This is a genomic window from Diaphorobacter sp. JS3051, from assembly GCF_015832135.1.
In the GTDB taxonomy this organism is placed as follows: Bacteria; Pseudomonadota; Gammaproteobacteria; order Burkholderiales; family Burkholderiaceae_C; genus Diaphorobacter; species Diaphorobacter nitroreducens.
In genome coordinates this window covers 3,207,501-3,226,131 of the sequence record NZ_CP065406.1, presented here as the reverse complement: position 1 = coordinate 3,226,131, position 18,631 = coordinate 3,207,501, and the positions used below count along the sequence as shown (strand labels likewise).

Annotated in this window: 16 protein-coding genes and 2 rRNA genes (1 of these 18 running past the window's edge); 5 read left to right on the top strand and 13 right to left on the bottom strand. The window is 63.4% G+C overall.

Going from position 1 to position 18,631, the window contains the following annotated elements; translation table 11 throughout:
- The first annotated feature begins 181 nt into the window (after positions 1–181).
- Positions 182–517, top strand: a complete 336-nt coding sequence (locus I3K84_RS15395) for a hypothetical protein (protein WP_041836104.1) — start codon at positions 182–184, stop codon at positions 515–517.
- Between the two features lie 27 nt (positions 518–544).
- On the opposite strand, the gene I3K84_RS15390 is transcribed toward I3K84_RS15395, so the two are convergent.
- Complete coding sequence (locus I3K84_RS15390; protein WP_231403305.1) at positions 545–1,663, bottom strand: IS630 family transposase; 1,119 nt, start codon at positions 1,661–1,663, stop codon at positions 545–547.
- A gap of 165 nt (positions 1,664–1,828) precedes the next feature.
- Here I3K84_RS15390 and I3K84_RS15385 point away from each other — a divergent pair, with 165 nt between their 5' ends.
- The 3 genes from I3K84_RS15385 (at position 1,829) to I3K84_RS15375 (ending at position 5,139) form a co-directional block, all read left to right on the top strand.
- Positions 1,829–2,497 (top strand): glutathione S-transferase family protein, encoded by a 669-nt coding sequence (locus I3K84_RS15385; protein ID WP_196994925.1) that lies wholly within the window; start codon positions 1,829–1,831, stop codon positions 2,495–2,497.
- Between the two features lie 44 nt (positions 2,498–2,541).
- Positions 2,542–3,330, top strand: coding sequence for an alpha/beta hydrolase (locus I3K84_RS15380; RefSeq protein ID WP_196994924.1), 789 nt, complete (start codon positions 2,542–2,544; stop codon positions 3,328–3,330).
- A 171-nt stretch (positions 3,331–3,501) separates the two neighbouring features.
- Positions 3,502–5,139 (top strand): AMP-binding protein, encoded by a 1,638-nt coding sequence (locus I3K84_RS15375; RefSeq protein ID WP_196994923.1) that lies wholly within the window; start codon positions 3,502–3,504, stop codon positions 5,137–5,139.
- 119 nt (positions 5,140–5,258) lie between these two features.
- On the opposite strand, the gene I3K84_RS15370 is transcribed toward I3K84_RS15375, so the two are convergent.
- Both I3K84_RS15370 and I3K84_RS15365 read right to left on the bottom strand, forming a co-directional pair.
- Positions 5,259–5,954: a DUF4197 domain-containing protein gene (locus I3K84_RS15370; RefSeq protein ID WP_011806860.1), complete on the bottom strand. Its 696-nt coding sequence runs from the start codon at positions 5,952–5,954 to the stop codon at positions 5,259–5,261.
- Between the two features lie 304 nt (positions 5,955–6,258).
- Positions 6,259–6,690 carry a YchJ family protein gene (locus I3K84_RS15365; RefSeq protein ID WP_024814007.1) on the bottom strand — a complete coding sequence of 144 codons (432 nt, stop codon included), beginning with the start codon at positions 6,688–6,690 and terminating at the stop codon, positions 6,259–6,261.
- Between the two features lie 314 nt (positions 6,691–7,004).
- Here I3K84_RS15365 and I3K84_RS22500 point away from each other — a divergent pair, with 314 nt between their 5' ends.
- Positions 7,005–8,810 (top strand): methyl-accepting chemotaxis protein, encoded by a 1,806-nt coding sequence (locus I3K84_RS22500; protein ID WP_196994922.1) that lies wholly within the window; start codon positions 7,005–7,007, stop codon positions 8,808–8,810.
- A 211-nt stretch (positions 8,811–9,021) separates the two neighbouring features.
- On the opposite strand, the gene I3K84_RS15355 is transcribed toward I3K84_RS22500, so the two are convergent.
- From I3K84_RS15355 to I3K84_RS15310, 10 genes are all read right to left on the bottom strand, one after another.
- Positions 9,022–9,684, bottom strand: coding sequence for an HAD family phosphatase (locus I3K84_RS15355; RefSeq protein WP_011806863.1), 663 nt, complete (start codon positions 9,682–9,684; stop codon positions 9,022–9,024).
- 70 nt (positions 9,685–9,754) lie between these two features.
- Positions 9,755–10,885 (bottom strand): acyl-CoA dehydrogenase family protein, encoded by a 1,131-nt coding sequence (locus tag I3K84_RS15350; protein ID WP_196994921.1) that lies wholly within the window; start codon positions 10,883–10,885, stop codon positions 9,755–9,757.
- A gap of 49 nt (positions 10,886–10,934) precedes the next feature.
- The gene (locus tag I3K84_RS15345) at positions 10,935–11,603 is read right to left on the bottom strand and encodes an SDR family oxidoreductase (RefSeq protein ID WP_196994920.1); all 669 of its coding nucleotides are present in this window, start codon (positions 11,601–11,603) and stop codon (positions 10,935–10,937) included.
- Between the two features lie 101 nt (positions 11,604–11,704).
- Entirely contained in the window at positions 11,705–12,895 is a 1,191-nt protein-coding gene (locus I3K84_RS15340) for an acetyl-CoA C-acyltransferase (RefSeq protein WP_047350685.1), read from the bottom strand.
- Entirely contained in the window at positions 12,892–14,721 is a 1,830-nt protein-coding gene (gene aceK / locus I3K84_RS15335; RefSeq protein ID WP_196994919.1) for a bifunctional isocitrate dehydrogenase kinase/phosphatase, read from the bottom strand. Before aceK ends, I3K84_RS15340 begins: the two co-directional genes overlap by 4 nt.
- 37 nt (positions 14,722–14,758) lie before the next feature.
- Complete coding sequence (gene can, locus I3K84_RS15330) at positions 14,759–15,421, bottom strand: carbonate dehydratase (RefSeq protein ID WP_015914330.1); 663 nt, start codon at positions 15,419–15,421, stop codon at positions 14,759–14,761.
- Between the two features lie 55 nt (positions 15,422–15,476).
- On the bottom strand, positions 15,477–16,667 hold the full coding sequence (locus I3K84_RS15325) for an isovaleryl-CoA dehydrogenase (protein WP_196994918.1): 1,191 nt from the start codon (positions 16,665–16,667) through the stop codon (positions 15,477–15,479).
- Between the two features lie 129 nt (positions 16,668–16,796).
- Positions 16,797–17,207 carry a MerR family DNA-binding transcriptional regulator gene (locus I3K84_RS15320; protein ID WP_011806870.1) on the bottom strand — a complete coding sequence of 137 codons (411 nt, stop codon included), beginning with the start codon at positions 17,205–17,207 and terminating at the stop codon, positions 16,797–16,799.
- A 216-nt stretch (positions 17,208–17,423) separates the two neighbouring features.
- A 5S ribosomal RNA gene (gene rrf / locus I3K84_RS15315) occupies positions 17,424–17,536 on the bottom strand.
- A 120-nt stretch (positions 17,537–17,656) separates the two neighbouring features.
- Positions 17,657–18,631: ribosomal RNA gene (locus tag I3K84_RS15310) — 23S ribosomal RNA — on the bottom strand; it runs 1,901 nt beyond the window's last position.

The window sequence follows — 18,631 nt, the reverse complement described above, 5'->3', positions numbered from 1 at the left end:
ACTACGGATCACCGGGCGGGACCACAAGCACGATCAGCGATTCTCTATTTCACTCAGCAATGAGCGTCGGTCCAACGTACGAATTTCCCTGGATGCGGACGAGGAAAATGCGATCCCTTTAAACGAACTCGCCGCTGACACCGTCGATTCGCTTCGTCCTTGGTACTCTTGGATTGCAAGAGTGGATTGGTATTGGTTGGTGATTGGCGGCTGGATGGCGACGCAGTTTGCGCTTATTGCACTCAAGTTGTTGCTAGCCGGTGACAAGGTGCTCACCTTTTCTTCCAATACACAAATGACTGCACGGGATTTTCTGAAGGAGGGGTTGATCACACTCGCGCCCCTCGCCGCAGGAATTGCGCTGAACTTTGTCAGAGACAAATTTTTTCCTATGGGTACCTTCGCCATTGGACAGGGTGAGCTGAGACATAGCTCCACTGAGGTAATACGGACGGTTTTGATAGCGGGGTTTGCCGTTTCTATCGTCACGAGCGTTGTTCTATCTTGGTTCTCCTAACCATCCGTTGACGAGGCAGCAGCGGTGCTAGTGTAGTGTTGCATTCTGTTTGGAACTTAATCGGCTATTGGCGCGGATGACCTTTTGCAGGATGTCGCGAGCGTTCTTGGTCCAGATGAACGGCTTGGGGTTGGTGTTGTGATGCGCGATGTACTCATCGATGGCCGAGACGAGTTCGGGCACGCTGGTGAACACCCCGCGGCGTAGCCGGTTCTCGGAGATGTCGCGAAAGAAGCGCTCGACCATGTTCAGCCACGATGCCGAGGTCGGCGTGAAGTGCATGTTGAATCTGGGGTGCTTGGCCAGCCACTCCTGCACAGCTGGATGCTTGTGCGTGGCGTAGTTGTCGGCGATCAGATGCAGCGTCTTGTCCTTGGGCGTCTCCCGATTGATTTGACGCAGGAACTTCAGCCACTCGATGTGGGTGTGGCGCTGCTGGCACTGGCCGATGACCTGACCGTTGAGCACGTTGAGCGCAGCGAACAAGGTGGTTGTGCCGTTGCGCTTGTAGTCGTGCGTCATGGTGGCCGCGCGCCCCTTCTTGAGCGGCAGCCCGGGCTGCGTTCGGTCCAGCGCCTGCACCTGGCTCTTTTCGTCGCAGCACAGCACCAGCGCATGCTCGGGCGGCGACATGTAAAGCCCCACGATGTCTTCGAGCTTTTGCACGAACTGCGGATCGCGCGAGACCTTGAAGCCGCGCACGATGTGAGGCTTGAGACCGTGGGCCTGCCAATGGCGCATCACGGTGCTGGCGCTGACGCCCAACTCAGCGGCCATCGTGCGCGTGCTCCAGTGCGTGGCCGCCTCGGGCTTGGTCTGTGTGGTTAGCTTCACAAGCTTGGCCACATCCACCTTCACCGGCGGTGCGCCGCGCGGCAAGTCGCGCTCGATACCTTGCAGCCCCAATTGCAGGTAGCGTTCACGCCAGCGCGCCACCTGCACGCGCCCAATGCCAAGCTGCTCGGCAATATCCTTGTTTTGCAGCCCCTGCGCGGCCAGCAGCACGATCTGGGCGCGCTGGGCCAATCTGACGCTGGTGCGCTTGGAGCGCGCCAGCCGGCTCAGCTCGCTTTCCTCTTCATCCGTCAACACAATCGTCGGGGCAACTCGCAATTTTTCACTCCAATGCAAACCGTAGTAGAGCATTGGAGCGTGGTTGCTCAATTAAGTTTCATTAAGAATCAAACACTACACTAGCGTCCTACGGTTCGCAGCGCAGCTAATCTGTATGCCGAAACATTTTGACCTCCTCCGCACTGCGCGCCAGAGCAAGTTCTGAGTGAGTGACTTTCGTCACAAAGCAATTTCTCCATGCTCCACCTCCACCACTGCATCAGCGCCCGCTCCTTCCGCCCCCTGTGGATGCTCGAAGAGCTGCAACTGCCCTACCAGCTGCACATGCTGCCCTTTCCGCCTCGGGCGCTGGCGCGCAGCTTTCTGGAACTGAACCCGCTGGGCACGGTGCCGCTGCTGACCCAGGGCGATGTGCGCATGACCGAATCGGCGGCCACGTGCCAATACCTCGCCGCCACGCACCCCGACGCGGGCCTGGATGTACCGCCCACCGACCCCGCCTATGGCGCCTACCTGAACTGGCTGCACATGAGCGATGCGACGCTGACCTTTCCGCAGACGCTGGTGCTGCGCTATGGTCGCTTTGAACCCACGGAGCGGCAGCAGCCGCAGGTGGTGCAGGACTACACGCGCTGGTTTCTGGCGCGGCTGCGCGCAGTGGAGTCTGCATTGGCGCACAACGACCATCTGTGCGCGGGCCGCTTCACGGCGGCCGATGTGGCGGTGGGGTATGCGCTGCTGCTAGCGCAGCACCTGGGCCTGGCCGCGCAATTTGGACCGGCCACCCAAGCCTATTGGCAGCGGTTGCAGGTACGGCCTGGCTACCAGCGGGCCATGGCGGCACAAACGCGGGCCGCCGAAGAACAGGGCGTACCCACCACGCCCGCGCCAGACACGCAGCCTTGAAGGCCTGCACTCTTGCCCCACAACCCCTTCACGGAGCACCCAACATGTTCAAGCGACTCATCGGTATCGCGGCACTGGCCCTGTCGTGCACGGCCCAGGCCCAGCCACAGCCACAGCCCACGGTGGTAGACCTGCCCACCCGCCCAGGCGTGACGCAGCGCATGCTGGTGATCACGCCCCCTGAACCCAAAGCCGCCGTCGTTCTGCTGGCGGGCGGACACGGGGGGTTGCAGATATTTCCGAACGGGTCGTTCAAATGGGGCGAAGGCAATTTCCTCGTCAGATCGCGGCAACTGTTCGCCGACAAGGGGTTGATGACGGTGGTGGTGGATGCGCCATCGGATCGGCAACGCGCACCGTTTCTCAATGGTTTTCGCCAAACGGCGGAGCATGTGACCGATTTGCAAGCCACCATTGCATGGCTGAAAACCACCGCCAAAGTGCCCGTGTGGCTGGTGGGCACCAGCCGTGGCACGCAATCGGCCGCCTATGCGGCAACGGTGCTGCAGGGCGCAGACGCCCCCGATGGCCTGGTGTTGACGGCGTCCATCCTGTCGGATGACAAACAGCGCCCGGTGACGGCCATGCCCCTTGAAAAAATCCAGGTGCCCGTGCTGGTGGTGCACCACCAGCAAGACGGATGCGCGCATTGCGCGTACACCGACATTCCCAGCCTGATGGCGAAACTGACCCACGCACGCCGCAGCCACCTCATCACGGCCACAGGCGGCAAGAACCAGGGAGATGCCTGCGCAGCATTTGCCCACCACGGGTTCAACGGCCTGGAGACAGACGTTGTGGGGCAAATCGCCGACTGGATCCTGGCCCCTTGAGCGCAACGAGTTCGCGCCCAGAAACTGCTGCACAGCACCGCCCCGCTGAATATCCGAGGCTGGCCCGGGCTGCGGCATCGAATCCAACCTCGGTGACAACGATTGCACCCCAGGTTTGCGCCCACCGGCCTACACTGCATCGCATCCCGCTCTGCCAGCCGCTACAGCGCCATGATCACCATCACCCAGACCACCACCATCGGCAACGCCTTCATGCGCGCCGCCGCAGCCTACGGGCCCAACAGCCTGCTGGCCGTGCCCGCCAACCCGGCGCGCAGCTACGACCCGCAAGGCCGCGAGATCCGCTATGACGAGGCCGCCAGCGCCGTGCGCGCACTCATGCAGCACTACCGCGCCGCCGGCTATGGTCTGGGCCACCGCGTGGGCCTGTTTCTGGAAAGCCGGCCCGAGCACCTGCTGCACAAACTGGCGCTGAACACCCTGGGTGTGTGCGTGGTGCCCATCAACCGCGACTACCGCCCGCGCGAGCTGGCCTATCTGATCGACCATGCGCGCGTGGACCTGGTGGTGGCCCTGCCCACGCGCCTGCCCGCCGTGCGCGCCGCGCTGGCCGAGGCGCGCCACCAGCCGCCAGTGGCCACACCCGATGACATGGCTGCGCTGCCGCCACCGGCACAGCCCGCACAGGCTGGCGCGCCGCAGGCCGACACGCCCGCCAGCATCCTTTACACCTCGGGCACCACCGGGCAGCCCAAGGGTTGCGTGCTGTCGCACCGCTACGAACTGGCGGCCGGCGACTGGTATGCGCGCCGGGGTGGCATGGTGGCCATCCGCGAAGGCCAGGAGCGGCTGTACAACCCGCTGCCGCTGTTCCATGTGAACGCGTCCATCCTGTCGTTCTATTGCATGCTGCTGACCGGCGGCTGCCAGGTGCAGACCGACCGCTTTGCACCGTCGCGCTGGTGGCAGGAGGTGTGCGAGAGCCGGGCCACCATCGTGCATTACCTGGGCGTGGTGGTGCCCATGCTGCTGGCCCAGCCTGCCAGTCCGCTGGAGCGCGCGCACAGCGTGCGCTTTGGCTACGGCGCCGGTGTCGAGCCGCAGTTGCACACCGTATTCGAAGAGCGCTTTGGCCTGCCCTTGGTGGAGCTGTGGGGCATGACCGAGATCGTGCGCGTCATCTCCGACCACCACGCGCCGCGCCAGATCGGCACGCGCGCCTTTGGCCGCGCCGAGCCCGGCCTGGAGGTGTGCGTGGTGGACGAAGCGGGCACCGAGGTGGCCGACGGCCAGCCCGGCGAGATGTGGGTGCGCCATTCGGCGGCCACGCCGCGCAAGGACTTTTTCAGCGGTTACCTGAACGACCCGGAGGCCACCGAGGCCGCCTGGCGCGGCGGCTGGTTTCACACCGGCGACATCGTCACGCGCGATGCCAGCGGCATGCTGCGCTTCATGGACCGGCGCAAGAACATTATCCGCCGCTCGGGCGAGAACATTGCCGCCGCCGAGGTCGAGGCGCTCCTGCTCACCCACCCGCTGGTGCACCAGGCGGCCGTGATGGCTGTGCCCGACGCGGTGCGCGAAGAGGAAGTGCTGGCCTGCGTGGTGCTCGACCCCGCTGCCGCAGCGGGCATGGCACACGCCGACGCGGCGCACACCCTGCAGGCGTTCTGCCTGCGCGAGCTGGCTTACTACAAGGCGCCGGGCTGGTGGTGGTTTGCCGACGAGATCCCGACCACCGGCACGCAGAAGATCCAGAAGCACCGCATCTTCCCGGCGGGCAGCGACCCGCGGGCGCTGGCGGGCATGGTGGATTTGTGCGCGCTCAAGAAGCGGCAGGCGGGGTGACGGGGCTGGCTGCGTGCGCTTTGCCCGGGCAGATGCTATTTAAATAATAGCTTCTGGCGCTTACCAGATAAGCGCCAGAGCCCGATTTGGCTCAAACTCTTTTCGCTGCCCTTCTCCCCTTACTTCAGCGCCCCAAACACCTTCTTCAGGATGGCGCTGCCCGCTGCCGCCGGGTTCTGGCGCAGTTGCTGCTCTTGCTCGCCAATCACCAGATACAGGCCGTCCAGCGTCTTGCCAGTCACGTACTGCTCGATGGTCGCGTCTTCCTTCTTCACCAGGCCAAAACCCGCGGCCTTGCCCGCAAAGGCGTTGTATTGCTGTGCCAGGCCCACTTTCTTGGTGGCCTGGGTGACGACGGGCAGAAACTTCTGGCCCAGCGGGGCGCGGGTTTTTTCGGAAAAGAACTGCGTGACCGACGTGTCGCCGCCCGCCAGGATGTTTTTGGCATCGGTCACCGTCATGCTGCGCACGGCGCCGACCAGCAGGTCCTTGCCCATGGGCACGGCGGCTTCGGCGGCGCGGTTGATCGAGGTTTCCAGCTCTTCGATGCGCTGGCCCTGGCCAAATCGCTTCATCAGCTTGGCCGCGTCGTTGAGGTAACCCGGCAGCGGGATGCGCACCTTGGGGTTGTTCAAAAACCCGCCAGATTGGCCCAGCAAGCCCACAGCCGCCAGCGCGCCCTGCTCTAGCGCGGCCTTCACGCCGCTGCTGGCGTCGGCATTGCTGAGCTCACCCAGCGACAGGGCCTGCGCCCGCGTGGTGGCCAGGGCGATCAGTGCGGCAAAACTACAGGCCTGGAATTGGCGTCGTTGCATGGAGTGCTCCTTGAAGAAAAAACGGGAAACTCCCCCGAGTGTGCCGTGTGCGCCCGTGGTGTTGTGACGGGCCGCTGACCGGGCGCCACCCGCAGTGTGGCCGCGCCACCGATGTCCCCTCTTCCTGCCCCACGGCGCGACAAAATTGCTCTGTAATAAATAGCTAAGGGCGCTTGCTACATAAGCGCTTGGGGCAGTTTTCATTGAAATTTCTTTTTTTCCAACGGCCTGCACCGCAAGCACTTTGTTTTTGATAGCTGCTTGCGCTTACTCCATAAGGGCTAGAGCCATTTTTGGCCTCAACTCAGCGGCTGTCACCATCCACGTAGTACCAGCGCCCGGCCTCGCGCACGAAGCGGCTGCATTCGTGCAGTCGCACGGCGCGCCCGGCCACACGGTAGCGGGCCACAAACTCGACCTCGGCGTGGTCGGCATCCAGCACGCGGTGGCTGCGCACCGCAAGGCCCAGCCAGTGCGCGCCGGGCTCGAACTCCAGCGTGGCCGGGCGCTGGCTGGCGTGCCAGGTGGCCAGCAAATAGTCGCGCCGTTGCAACACAAAAGCGCTATAGCGCGAGCGCATCAACCGCTCGGCGTCGGGCGCGGGCGTGGCATCGAAATCCTCCACATAACGCCCGCAGCAGTCGGCGTAGACCAGGGCTTTTTGCCGGGGCGACAAAGCACCGCAGGGACAGGGAGAGGCGGGCAAAAACTGGGGTGGGTGCGGGGTTTGGGGCATGGCAGACGGGCGGTGGAAGCAATCGGCGGGACAACCCTCTGATTATTGAATGCCGTCTGTGCAGCCCGGGGCCCCACGGACGCACCGAGATGAGCACATACAACCGCGCGCAAGTGTTCGCCTTGATCCAGACCATGCCACGCCGGTAGCCAAACCAAGGGAAAACCCCTAAAATGTAAAATTGAGTAACAACTGCACTACTGCAACCTGCGCAGGTGCTGTATTTTCAATCCTCCAAGGTGAAGTGGCTGACCCGCCTGCGGCGAGCGTCGTCGGATTGCCTTGCAGGTACCTACCCCTCATCTGGAGTTGCCGTGTTTGATTTTTCTTCCTGGCGCGTGCGCACGCGCCTGACCGTTGGTTTTGGCGTGGTCTGTGTCTTGCTGGTGGCTTCAGTGCTCATGGGCCTGATGGCCATGAGCCGCATGGGAGCAGACCTCAAAGCCGTGGTCGCCGACCATTTCCCCCGCATCGTTGCATCCACTACCATTTTGACGCATACCAACGAGATTGCCATAGCGCTGCGCAACATGATGCTGACCCCCGATGCAGCCGACCGCGAGCGCCAAGTGCAGGCCATTGCCAAGGCACGCCAGGAAATCGGCAAGCAAATTGACGCACTGGACAAGTCGGTGACTGACCCAACCGAGCGCGCCAAACTGGAAAAGGTCAAAGAGCAGCGCGCGCGCTATATCGCCGGACAGGACGAATTGATCAAGTTGGTCAAGTCCGATCAGCCTGACCAAAGCCGGGAATTTCTGAACACCAAGCTGCGACCTGAACTGGAGACTTACAGATCGGTTGTCACCGCCTTGGTGGATCATGGAAAGCAAGCCATCACTGAAGCAGGCCAGGACGCACAGACCACCGCCTCGAATGCACGCACTGTACTCATCGCGTTGGGCATTGGAGCATTGCTGTTGGCTATAGGCCTGGGCTGGCTGATCAGCCGCAGCCTGACGCGTGAACTGGGCGGCGAGCCCAGCACCGCCGCCGAGGTGGCCCGCGCCGTGGCCGCCGGTGATTTCACCCAGTCGATTGCCGTGAAGGATGGCGACACCACCAGCCTGATGGCCCAGCTTGCCGCCATGAAAGAAGGCCTTGCCCAAGTCGTCGCGCAGGTGCGGCGCAGCTCAGACAGCGTGGCCATGGCCAGCTCGGAGATCGCACAGGGCAACCAGGACTTGTCGGCCCGCACCGAGAGCCAGGCCAGCGCACTGGAAGAAACCGCCGCCTCCATGGAGCAGCTGGGCGCCACCGTGCGCCAGAACGCCGAAAGTGCCAGCCAGGCCAACGCCTTGGCACGCAGCGCTTCGGACGTGGCCGTGCGCGGCGGCGAGGTGGTGGGCCAGGTGGTGCAGACCATGAAGGGCATCAACGAGAGCTCACAGCGCATTGCCGACATCATTGGCGTGATTGATGGCATTGCTTTTCAGACCAACATCCTGGCGCTGAACGCCGCCGTGGAAGCCGCGCGTGCCGGCGAGCAGGGCCGGGGTTTTGCCGTGGTGGCCAGCGAGGTGCGGTCCCTGGCCGGGCGCAGCGCCGAGGCCGCCAAAGAGATCAAGCAGCTCATCAGCGCCAGTGTGGAGCGCGCGGAGCAAGGCAGCGCCATGGCCGACCAGGCGGGCGAGACCATGACCGAGGTGGTGCAGAGCATTCGCCGCGTGACCGACCTGATGGGCGAGATCAACGCGGCCAGCTCCGAGCAGGCCAGCGGCGTGGCCCAGGTGGGCGAAGCCGTGACGCAGATGGACCAGGCCACGCAGCAAAATGCCGCGCTGGTTGAAGAGATGGCCGCCGCCGCAGGCAGCCTGAGCAGCCAGGCGCAAGAACTGGTGCAGGCCGTGGCGGTGTTCAAGCTCGATGCCGGCCAGAGCGGCGCCAGCGCTTACAGCCCGCCCCGCACCCAAGGCTGCCCCGGTGCGCATGCCCGCACCGGCACGCAAGCCCACGGCCTTCAAGGCAGCGCCCGCCAAACCGGCCGCACTGCACGCCCCCAATCCGCCAAAACCCGTCAAGACCGCCAGAGCAGGCGCAGAGGACGACTGGGAATCGTTTTAAGGCACCGGTTGCAGCCCGGCCTTGCGCGGGCGGGCTGCATTGCATTGCCGCACTGAAAGCCGGCAACCTGCCGCGCCAGCAGCGCCCGCCGCAGACGCGTCAAAGGCCGAGGTTTTTTCGGCCGTGCCCGCACGGCGCGTCAACACCCCTGATCAAGGCGCAAAGCAAGGCCATGGCCCAACAGGCGATGGCGGGGCATTGACGGCACGGGTCCGGCGCGCTGTGGCGTGCAAGGCGGGCGGGCAGGGGCCATAGAGCCTCCGCCTCTCAGCCCAGCAGGGCGGGCAGCTCGCTCATGTGGGCAATGACGCGCACCGCCCCGGCGGCAAGCAGGGCCTCGGGTGCGCCGTGCCCCACCAGCGAGGGGCTGAAGCCCACCACAGTGGCGCCGGCGGCCACCCCGGCGGCAACGCCCGTCACCGTGTCTTCCACCACCAGACAGCGCTGCGGCGGCACGCCCAGTGCGGCGGCAGCGGCCAGGTACACATCGGGCGCGGGCTTGGTGCGCGGCATTTCGTGGCCGCTGAACACGTTGGCACCAAAGTACGGCGCCAAGCCCACTTTCTGCAGCTGCATTTCGACCTTGTAGCGGTCGGCTCCCGAGGCGCAGGCAATGCGCCCGCCCAGGCGCGCATGCACGGCGCGCACGGCCTCAATGGCGCCTTCGATCGGCTGCAGCTCGGCCTCCAGCAGCGCGTTGCGGCGCGCGTAAAACGCGGCCATCCAGGCGTCGGTCAGCGGCTGGCCGGTGTGCGCCTCGATGCGCGCGGCCTCGCTGCGCACCGTCTTGCCAATGAAGATCCGCATGCACTCGTCAGGCGCCAGCGCCCAGCCGGCCTCGTTCAGCATGGCGCACAGCACGCCATTGGTGATGGCCTCGCTGTCCACCAGCACGCCGTCGCAGTCAAACAGAAGGGCTTCGTAGTTCATCAACTTATCAGGTGTTTTTGGCCTCTAGCGCTTATGCATCAAGCGCTATTAGCTATTATATTTATAGCATTCAAGCCAGCGCGCGCTGGATGATGATCTTCTGCACGTCGCTCGTGCCTTCGTAGATCTGGCAGACGCGCACGTCGCGGTAGATGCGCTCGACCGGGAAGTCGCTGACCACGCCGTAGCCGCCCAGCGTCTGGATGGCGACGCTGCACACCCGCTCGGCCATCTCGCTGGCGAACAGCTTGGCCATGGCGGCTTCCTTGAGGCAGGGCCGGCCCGCATCGCGCAACGCGGCGGCATGCCAGATGAGCTGGCGCGCGGCCTCGATCTGCGTGGCGCAGTCGGCCAGGCGAAAGCCCACGGCCTGGTGGTTGAAGATGGGCTGGCCGAAGCTCTCGCGCTCTTTCGAGTACGCCAGCGCCGCATCAAACGCGCTGCGTGCCATGCCCACGCTTTGCGCGGCGATACCGATGCGGCCACCTTCGAGCGCGCCCAGCGCGATCTTGTAGCCCTCGCCCTCGGCGCCGATGAGGTTCTCGGCCGGGATGCGGCAGTTGTCGAAGTGGATCTGCGCCGTGTCGCTGCTGTGCTGGCCCAGTTTGTCTTCGAGCCGCGCGACCACATAGCCGGGGTTGTTGGTGGGCACGAGGAAGGCGCTCATGCCCTTTTTGCCCGCACCCTTGTCGGTGACGGCGATGACGATGGCGACCTGGCCGTTTTGGCCGCTGGTGATGAACTGCTTGACGCCGTTGATGACGTACTCGTTGCCTTCTTTGACGGCCGTCGTGCGCAGGGCCGAAGCGTCGGAGCCCACATGCGGCTCGGTCAGGCAGAACGCGCCCAGCATCTCGCCGCGCGCCAGGGGCGTGAGCCAGTCGCGCTGCTGCTGCGCGTTGCCGTAGCGCATGAGGATGGCGTTGACCGGGCAGTTGGTCACGCTGATCGCGGTGCTGGTACCACCGTCGCCAGCGGCGATCTCCTCCAGCACCAGGGCCAGTGTCAGGTAGTCCAGGCCTGCACCGCCCAGCTCCTCGGGCACGCAGATGCCGTAGGCACCCAAGGCGGCCAGGCCCTGGTGCGCCTCGCGTGGAAAGTGGTGTTCCTTGTCCCAGCGCGCGGCATTCGGCCACAGCTCCTGCTGGGCGAAGTCGCGCACGGCGTCGCGGATCATTTCCTGGTCTTGGGTCAGCAGCATCGTGTCTCCGTAGGGTTCAGTGGTTCTTGAAGTGGCGCGTTGCGCGGGCTTACCAGTGCGTGGCGCGCCGGCCGTCGTGGTGCAGCAGGCGTGCGCGGTCCGCGGGTGTGACCTGCGCCAGCACCGCGCGCATGCCGCGCACGCTGTCGGCCACGGTGAGCGGAGCGGCCTCGCCGCCCATGTCGGTCTGCACCCAGCCGGGGTCGATGGTGACGAGCGTCGCGGCCGGGTAATCGTGCTGCGCCGCTGCCACGGCCATGTTCAGCGCCGCCTTGCTGGTGCGGTACAGCCAGGCGTTGCTGTCCGGCACGCCGCCGATCAGCGACATGGACGAGGACACGAAGGCAAACACGCCGCCCGCGGCCTCCACCAGCGGCGCCACCTGCGGAATGACCTGCATGGAGCCCAGCACGTTGGTGTGCATAACGGCGTCGAAGTCCTCGCGCGTGGGCGGGGTGCGCGCACCGGGGCGGCGCATCACGCCTGCGACATACAACGCCAGGTCGGGCTTTTCGCCGTCCAGCATCCAGGCCAGTCCGCTTACGCTGGCGGGCTGGGCCACGTCCACGGTGAGGGCCTGCGCGCCCAGCGTCTGCACGCGCGCGCGGCCGGCTTCGTCACGCACCGTGGCCAGCACGCGCCAGCCGTCGGTCGCGTACTGGCGCACCAGCTCCAGACCAATGCCGCGCGACGCTCCAATCACCAGGACTGTGGACATAAGTGATAAGCCAAATAGGCCGCCAGCGCTTATTCATCAAGCGCTAGCAGCTATTAAAAAAGAGCGCCACTGCGTGTGCAGGGGCGCCCATGGCTGGCGGGTCAGACCAGTTCGATGGCCATGGCCGTGCCTTCGCCGCCGCCGATGCACAGCGTGGCCAGGCCCTTCTTCTTGCCATGGCGCTGCAGCGCGTGGATCAATGTCACGATGATGCGCGCGCCGCTGGCGCCGATGGGGTGGCCCAGAGCGCAAGCGCCGCCATGCACGTTGACCTTGTCATGCGGCACGTTCAGCTCGGCCATCAGCGCCATGGGCACGACGGCGAAGGCCTCGTTCACCTCCCACAGGTCCACGTCCTCGACCTTCCAGCCGGCCTTCTTCAGGGCCTTCTGGGTTGCACCCACGGGGGCGGTGGTGAACCACTCGGGAGCCTGGGAATGGGTGGCGTGCGCCACGATCTTGGCCAGGGGCTTGCAGCCCAGTTGCTGGGCGGTGGACTGGCGCATCAGCACCAGGGCGGCGGCGCCGTCGTTGATGCTGGAGCTGGAGGCGGCGGTGATGGTGCCGTCCTTCTTGAACGCGGGCCTGAGGCCGGCGATCTTGTCCAGCTTGGCCTTGGCCGGGCCTTCGTCGATGCTCACCGTCACATCGCCCTTGCGGGTCTTGACCGTGACGGGTGTGATCTCGGTCGCGAAGGCGCCGCTTTGCGTCGCCTGCTGCGCGCGCTTGACGCTTTCGATGGCAAAGGCGTCCTGCTGCTCGCGCGTGAAGCTGTACTTGGCGGCGCAGTCCTCACCGAAGGTGCCCATGGAGCGGCCGGCCTCGTAGGCGTCTTCCAGGCCGTCGAGCATCATGTGGTCGTACACCTTGTCATGGCCCATGCGGTAGCCGCCGCGCCCTTTCTTGAGCAGGTAGGGGGCGTTGGTCATGCTCTCCATGCCGCCGGAGACCATCACGTCGCGGCTGCCGGCGATCAGCTGGTCATGGGCCAGGATGGTGGCCTCCATGCCCGCGCCGCACATCTTGGACAGCGTCACCGCGCCGGTGCTCTGCGGCAACCCACCCTTGAAGCCTGCCTGGCGCGCAGGCGCCTGGCCCTGGCCGGCCATCAAACAGTTGCCGAACAGCACTTCGTCCACCTTCTCGGGGGCAATGCCGGCACGCTCGACGGCGGCCTTGATGGCGGCGCCGCCCAAGTCATGCGCCGCGAGGTCGGCAAAGTCGCTCATGAAAGCGCCCATGGGCGTGCGCGCGGCGCTGACGATGACGACGGGGTCGTGGTGTTGGCTCATGTGGAATCTCCTTGGGTTTGAAATGAGGAAGGGCTTGCGCAGCGAAAGCGCCGCGCGCTGTCATAGGGAAACACGTCGTACAAGTGGCCGGCCTGGATGCGTTCCTTGTGCGACTGCCAGAACTCCACGTCCAGCAGGTCGGCGTGGTGGCGCATGAACGCCTCGCGCACGGAGTCGTTACCCAGCAGGAACGGGCCGAAGGTCTCGGGGAACACATCGTGCGGCCCCACGGGCCACCAGACCTCGCCAGACACTTCGTCCTCCTCACAACGCGGCGGCGGCACGCGGCGGAAGTTGCAGTCGGTGAGGTACTCAATCTCGTCGTAGTCGTAGAACACGACCTTGCCATTGCGGGTGATGCCGAAGTTCTTCCAGAGCATGTCCCCGGGGAAGATGTTGGCGGCGACCATGTCCTTGATGGCGTTGCCGTATTCGGTGACGGCATGCTCCAGCGCGCTGCGTGCCTCGGGCTTGTCGAGCCCGGTATCGAAACATTCCTGCAGGTGGATGTTCAGCGGGATCATGCGCCGCTCGATGTACAGGTGCGCAATGATGACCTCCTGGCGGCCATCGCCGTCGCGGTCGCTGATCTCGATCTGGCTCGGCGCATGCCTGCGGATCTCCTCGATGAGTTCGTCGGAGAAACGCTCACGCGGGAAGGCAACCAGGCTGTATTCCAGCGTGTCGGCCATCCGTCCCACGCGGTCGTGCTGCTTGACCAGCAGGTACTTGCCCTGCACCTGTTCACGCGTGGTGTCCTTCGGTGCGGGGAACTGGTCCTTGATGAGCTTGAAGACGTAGGGAAAGCTCGGCAGGTCGAACACCAGCATCACCATGCCCTTGATGCCGGGAGCGATGCGGAATTTGTCGGTGGAATAACGCAGGTGGTGCAGGAAATCGCGGTAGAACAACGTTTTGCCCTGCTTGGCCAAGCCCAGTGCGGTGTAGAGCTCGGCACGGGGCTTGCGCGGCATGAGGCTGCGCAAGAACTGCACGTAGGCACTGGGGATCTCCATGTCCACCATGAAGTAGGCCCGCGCAAAGGAGAACAGCATCTGCAGGTCGTTCTCGCCGAACAGCACGGCGTCGATCAGCAGGCGACCATCCTCACCATGCAGGATGGGCAACGCAAACGGCAGTTCGTTGTAGCCGTTGATGACCTTGCCGACCAGGTACGCACCCTTGTTGCGAAAGAACAGGCTGGACAGCACCTGGACCTGAAAGTTGGTGCGCAGCTTGACCGCGCCCAGGCGCTGCTGCAGGGCCTGCACCACGTAGCCCGCATCGCGCGGCAGGTCCTCGAAGTCCCGCTGCAGCGCACAGTGCTCGACGATGCGCACGACGGTCTCGTGCAGGTTGTCGCGCGACGGGTAGTAGGCGCGATAGGTGGGCCGCGCCCCGGGGTCGTCGCTTTCGATGTACTCCGTGCTCACCGCGGGTCGCACGAAGATGAAGTCGTTGTGGAAGTGCGTGCGGTGCAGGATCTTGGTGGTGACCGAATTGAAGAAGGTCTCGGCCAGCTCGGGCTGCAGGTGGTTCACCATGAGCCCGATGTAGTGCAGCTTGATCTGGTGCCACACCTCCATGGACTGTTCACCCGCGTGGAACTCCTTGTCGAGGCGGCGCACGCACTCCTTGACGCGCAGATCGTAGAACTCGATGCGCTCGCGCTGGGCGCGTTGCTGGCCATGCCAGTCGGCGGTCTCGAAGCGGTGCTTGGCGCGCGCAGACTCGGCGCGAAACAGGCGGTAGTGGCGGTTGAAGCCATCCATCATCGCCTTGGCGATGTCGTAGGCCTGCGGGGCATCAAGTCGCTCGGGAAACATGACTGTGCCTGCAGAACCGCGCGCAGTGCGGTGCGCCCTATTGGCGCACGCGGCTGGCCACCAGGGCCACCGCTTGGCGGTGCGCCTCGCCGAGCCCCGCCACGTCAGGTACGGACATCTGCAGATTGGTGATCAAGCCGTTGTTCAGGCTGTAGCACCATCCGTGCAACTGCACCTTCTGGCCACGCGCCCAGGCATCCTGCATCACCGTGGAGTGGGCGATGTTCATCACCTGCTCGATCGCGTTGAGTTCGCACAGCGCGTCGTGGCGCCACTGCACGTCCATGCCTTCAAGCAGGGCGGCGTGCTTGTCGCGCACGTCCTTCACATGGCGGATCCAGTTGTCCGCCAAACCAATGCGTGCGTCCTGCAGCGCCGCCAATACGCCACCGCAGCCGTAGTGGCCCACGACCATCAGGTGCTCGACCTTGAGCTGGTCGACCGCGTACTGGATGGTCGACAGGCAGTTGAGGTCGGTGGGCACGACCACGTTGGCGATGTTGCGGTGGACGAACACCTCGCCCGGCTCCAACCCCGTGATCTGGTTGGCCGGTACGCGGCTGTCGGAGCAACCGATCCACATGTAGCGCGGTTTCTGCTGCGCCAGCAAGCCGGTGAAGAAACCTGGCCGGTCACGCTCCATCCGTTCCGCCCACTCGCGGTTGTGGGCAAACAGCTCGTCGATGGAGGCGGTGGTCATAAAGGCAATCCTTTTCTTCTTGCTGTGAATGAATGAGCGGCGTCGGCGCAGGCCATCAGCAGGTTTCGGCAAACAGCTCCCGGCCGATCAGCATGCGGCGGATCTCGCTGGTACCGGCGCCGATTTCGTAGAGTTTCGCATCCCGCCACAGGCGACCGAGCGGATATTCGTTGATATAGCCGTTGCCGCCGTAGATCTGCACACCTTCGCCGGCCATCCAAGTGGCTTTCTCGGCGCACCAGAGGATGACGCTGGCGCAATCCTTGCGCACCTGGCGCACGTGGTCGGAACCCAGCATGTCCAGGTTCTTGGCCACCGTGTAGGCGAACGAGCGGCCCGCCTGGAGCACGGTGTACATGTCGGCCACCTTGCCCTGGATGAGCTGGAACTCGCCAATGCTCTGGCCGAACTGCTTGCGGTCGTGGATGTAGGGCACCACGTTGTCCATCACGCTCTGCATGATGCCCAGCGGCCCACCCGTCAGTACGGCGCGCTCGTAGTCCAGGCCGCTCATCAGCACCTTGGCCCCGTTGTTCACGCCGCCCAGCACGTTCTCAGCCGGTACCTCGACGTTCTGGAACACCAGTTCCCCCGTATGACTGCCGCGCATGCCGAGTTTGTCGAGCTTCTGCGCAATGCTGAAGCCTTGCATGCCTTTTTCGATAAGGAAGGCAGTCACGCCGCGCGCACCCAGTTCAGGCTCGGTCTTGGCGTACACCACCAGCGTGTCGGCATCCGGACCATTGGTGATCCACATCTTGGAACCGTTGAGCAGGTAGTAGCCGCCCTTGTCCTCCGCACGCAGCTTCATGCTGATCACGTCAGAGCCGGCACCGGGCTCGCTCATGGCGAGGGCGCCAACGTGTTCCCCGCTGATCAGCTTGGGCAGGTATTTTTTTCGCTGTGCTTCGTTGCCATTACGGTTGATCTGGTTCACGCACAGGTTGCTGTGCGCGCCGTAGCTCAAACCCACCGATGCGCTGGCGCGAGAAATCTCCTCCATGGCCACCATGTGCGCGAGGTAGCCCATGTCGGCACCACCGTATTGCTCCGGCACGGTAATACCCAACACGCCCAGATCACCGAACTTGCGCCACAGGTCCATGGGAAACTGGTCGTTGCGGTCGATCTCGGCAGCGCGAGGCGCAATCTCGGCTCGCGCGAATTCGCGCACCGCGTCGCGCAGGGCGTCAATGTCTTCGCCCAACTGAAAGTTCAGGCCTGGCAACTGGGTGGCGGTGCTCATGGGTGTCTCCTCGGAAGATGATCTCTCACGGGTCGTTGGCTCGATATGTCCCCACTGCGATACGCCCAAGACGACGACGCTACAGGCCGGACAAAGCCAGGACGCGCAAATATGACGTTTACGTAAACGTCAATTATCCACGACTTTGGGCGTTGGGGCTTCAATTTTTTGAAGCAGTTCCTGAGCCTCGCGCTCATGCTCCCGCACCTCGTCCAGATTGGCTTGCAAGTCCGTCATCTGGGACTCCAACTGCCTACGATGAACCGCAAGAACCTCTAGGAACTTGCGCAGTTGCACCCCCGTGTCACGAGGGCTGTCGTAGAGGTCGATGATTTCTTTGGCTTCGGTAAGCGATAGACCCAGGCGCTTTGCCCGCAGTGTCAATTTGAGCCGTGTGCGATCGCGTGCGCTGTAAATCCGATTCCGCCCCCCTGGACCTGCCCGTTCCGGACGCAGCAAGCCCATGTCCTCGTAGAACCGCATGGCGCGAGTCGTGAGATCGAATTCTTTGGCAAGATCACTGATGGTGTAGGTAGCCATGCATTGCAGACCGGGAGGCTGCTCCAATGTAACGTGTTAGTTGACGTGAACGTCAATGCTACAGCAGATACATCCCCGTCAACACACCAAGCGGCTGCAGATCTACAGGGCAACTGGGAGTTGTTGAATGCTGTGCGCCAGCCGATGTTGACCGCTCAAGCCTAAAGCAAAACGCCCTCCCACTGTTGTAGTGGGAGGGCGGTTTGGGCTGTAAGAGCCTGACGATGACCTACTTTCACACGGGAACCCGCACTATCATCGGCGCGAAGTCGTTTCACTGTCCTGTTCGGGATGGGAAGGAGTGGGACCAACTTGCTATGGTCATCAGGCATAAAGGGTTGCTGAGCAGAGATGACTGCACAGCGAATTCATAGAGTCTGTGAATCAGCGTGGATTTGATTGCGTACTTGGCATAACAGTCTTGAGCTGCGATTGGCAGTCAAAGTTATAGGGTCAAGCCGCACGGGCAATTAGTACTGGTTAGCTTAATGCATTGCTGCACTTCCACACCCAGCCTATCAACGTCGTGGTCTACAACGACCCTTCAGGGGGCTCAAGGCCCCGGCAGATCTCATCTTGAAACGAGTTTCCCGCTTAGATGCTTTCAGCGGTTATCTCTTCCACACTTAGCTACTCGGCAATGCCACTGGCGTGACAACCGATACACCAGAGGTGTGTCCACTCCGGTCCTCTCGTACTAGGAGCAGGCTTCCTCAAATCTGCAGCGCCCACGGAAGATAGGGACCAAACTGTCTCACGACGTTTTAAACCCAGCTCACGTACCTCTTTAAATGGCGAACAGCCATACCCTTGGGACCGACTACAGCCCCAGGATGAGATGAGCCGACATCGAGGTGCCAAACACCGCCGTCGATATGAACTCTTGGGCGGTATCAGCCTGTTATCCCCAGAGTACCTTTTATCCGTTGAGCGATGGCCCTTCCATACAGAACCACCGGATCACTATGTCCTGCTTTCGCATCTGCTCGACTTGTCAGTCTCGCAGTTAAGCACGCTTATGCCATTGCACTATCGTCACGATGTCCGACCGTAACTAGCGTACCTTCGAACTCCTCCGTTACGCTTTGGGAGGAGACCGCCCCAGTCAAACTGCCTACCATGCACTGTCCCCGATCCAGCTAATGGACCTAGGTTAGAACCTCAAACGCACCAGGGTGGTATTTCAACGTTGGCTCCATGAGATCTAGCGACCTCACTTCAAAGCCTCCCACCTATCCTACACAGATCCGTTCAAAGTCCAATACAAAGCTACAGTAAAGGTTCATGGGGTCTTTCCGTCTTTCCGCGGGGAGATTGCATCATCACAAACATTTCAACTTCGCTGAGTCTCAGGAGGAGACAGTGTGGCCATCGTTACGCCATTCGTGCAGGTCGGAACTTACCCGACAAGGAATTTCGCTACC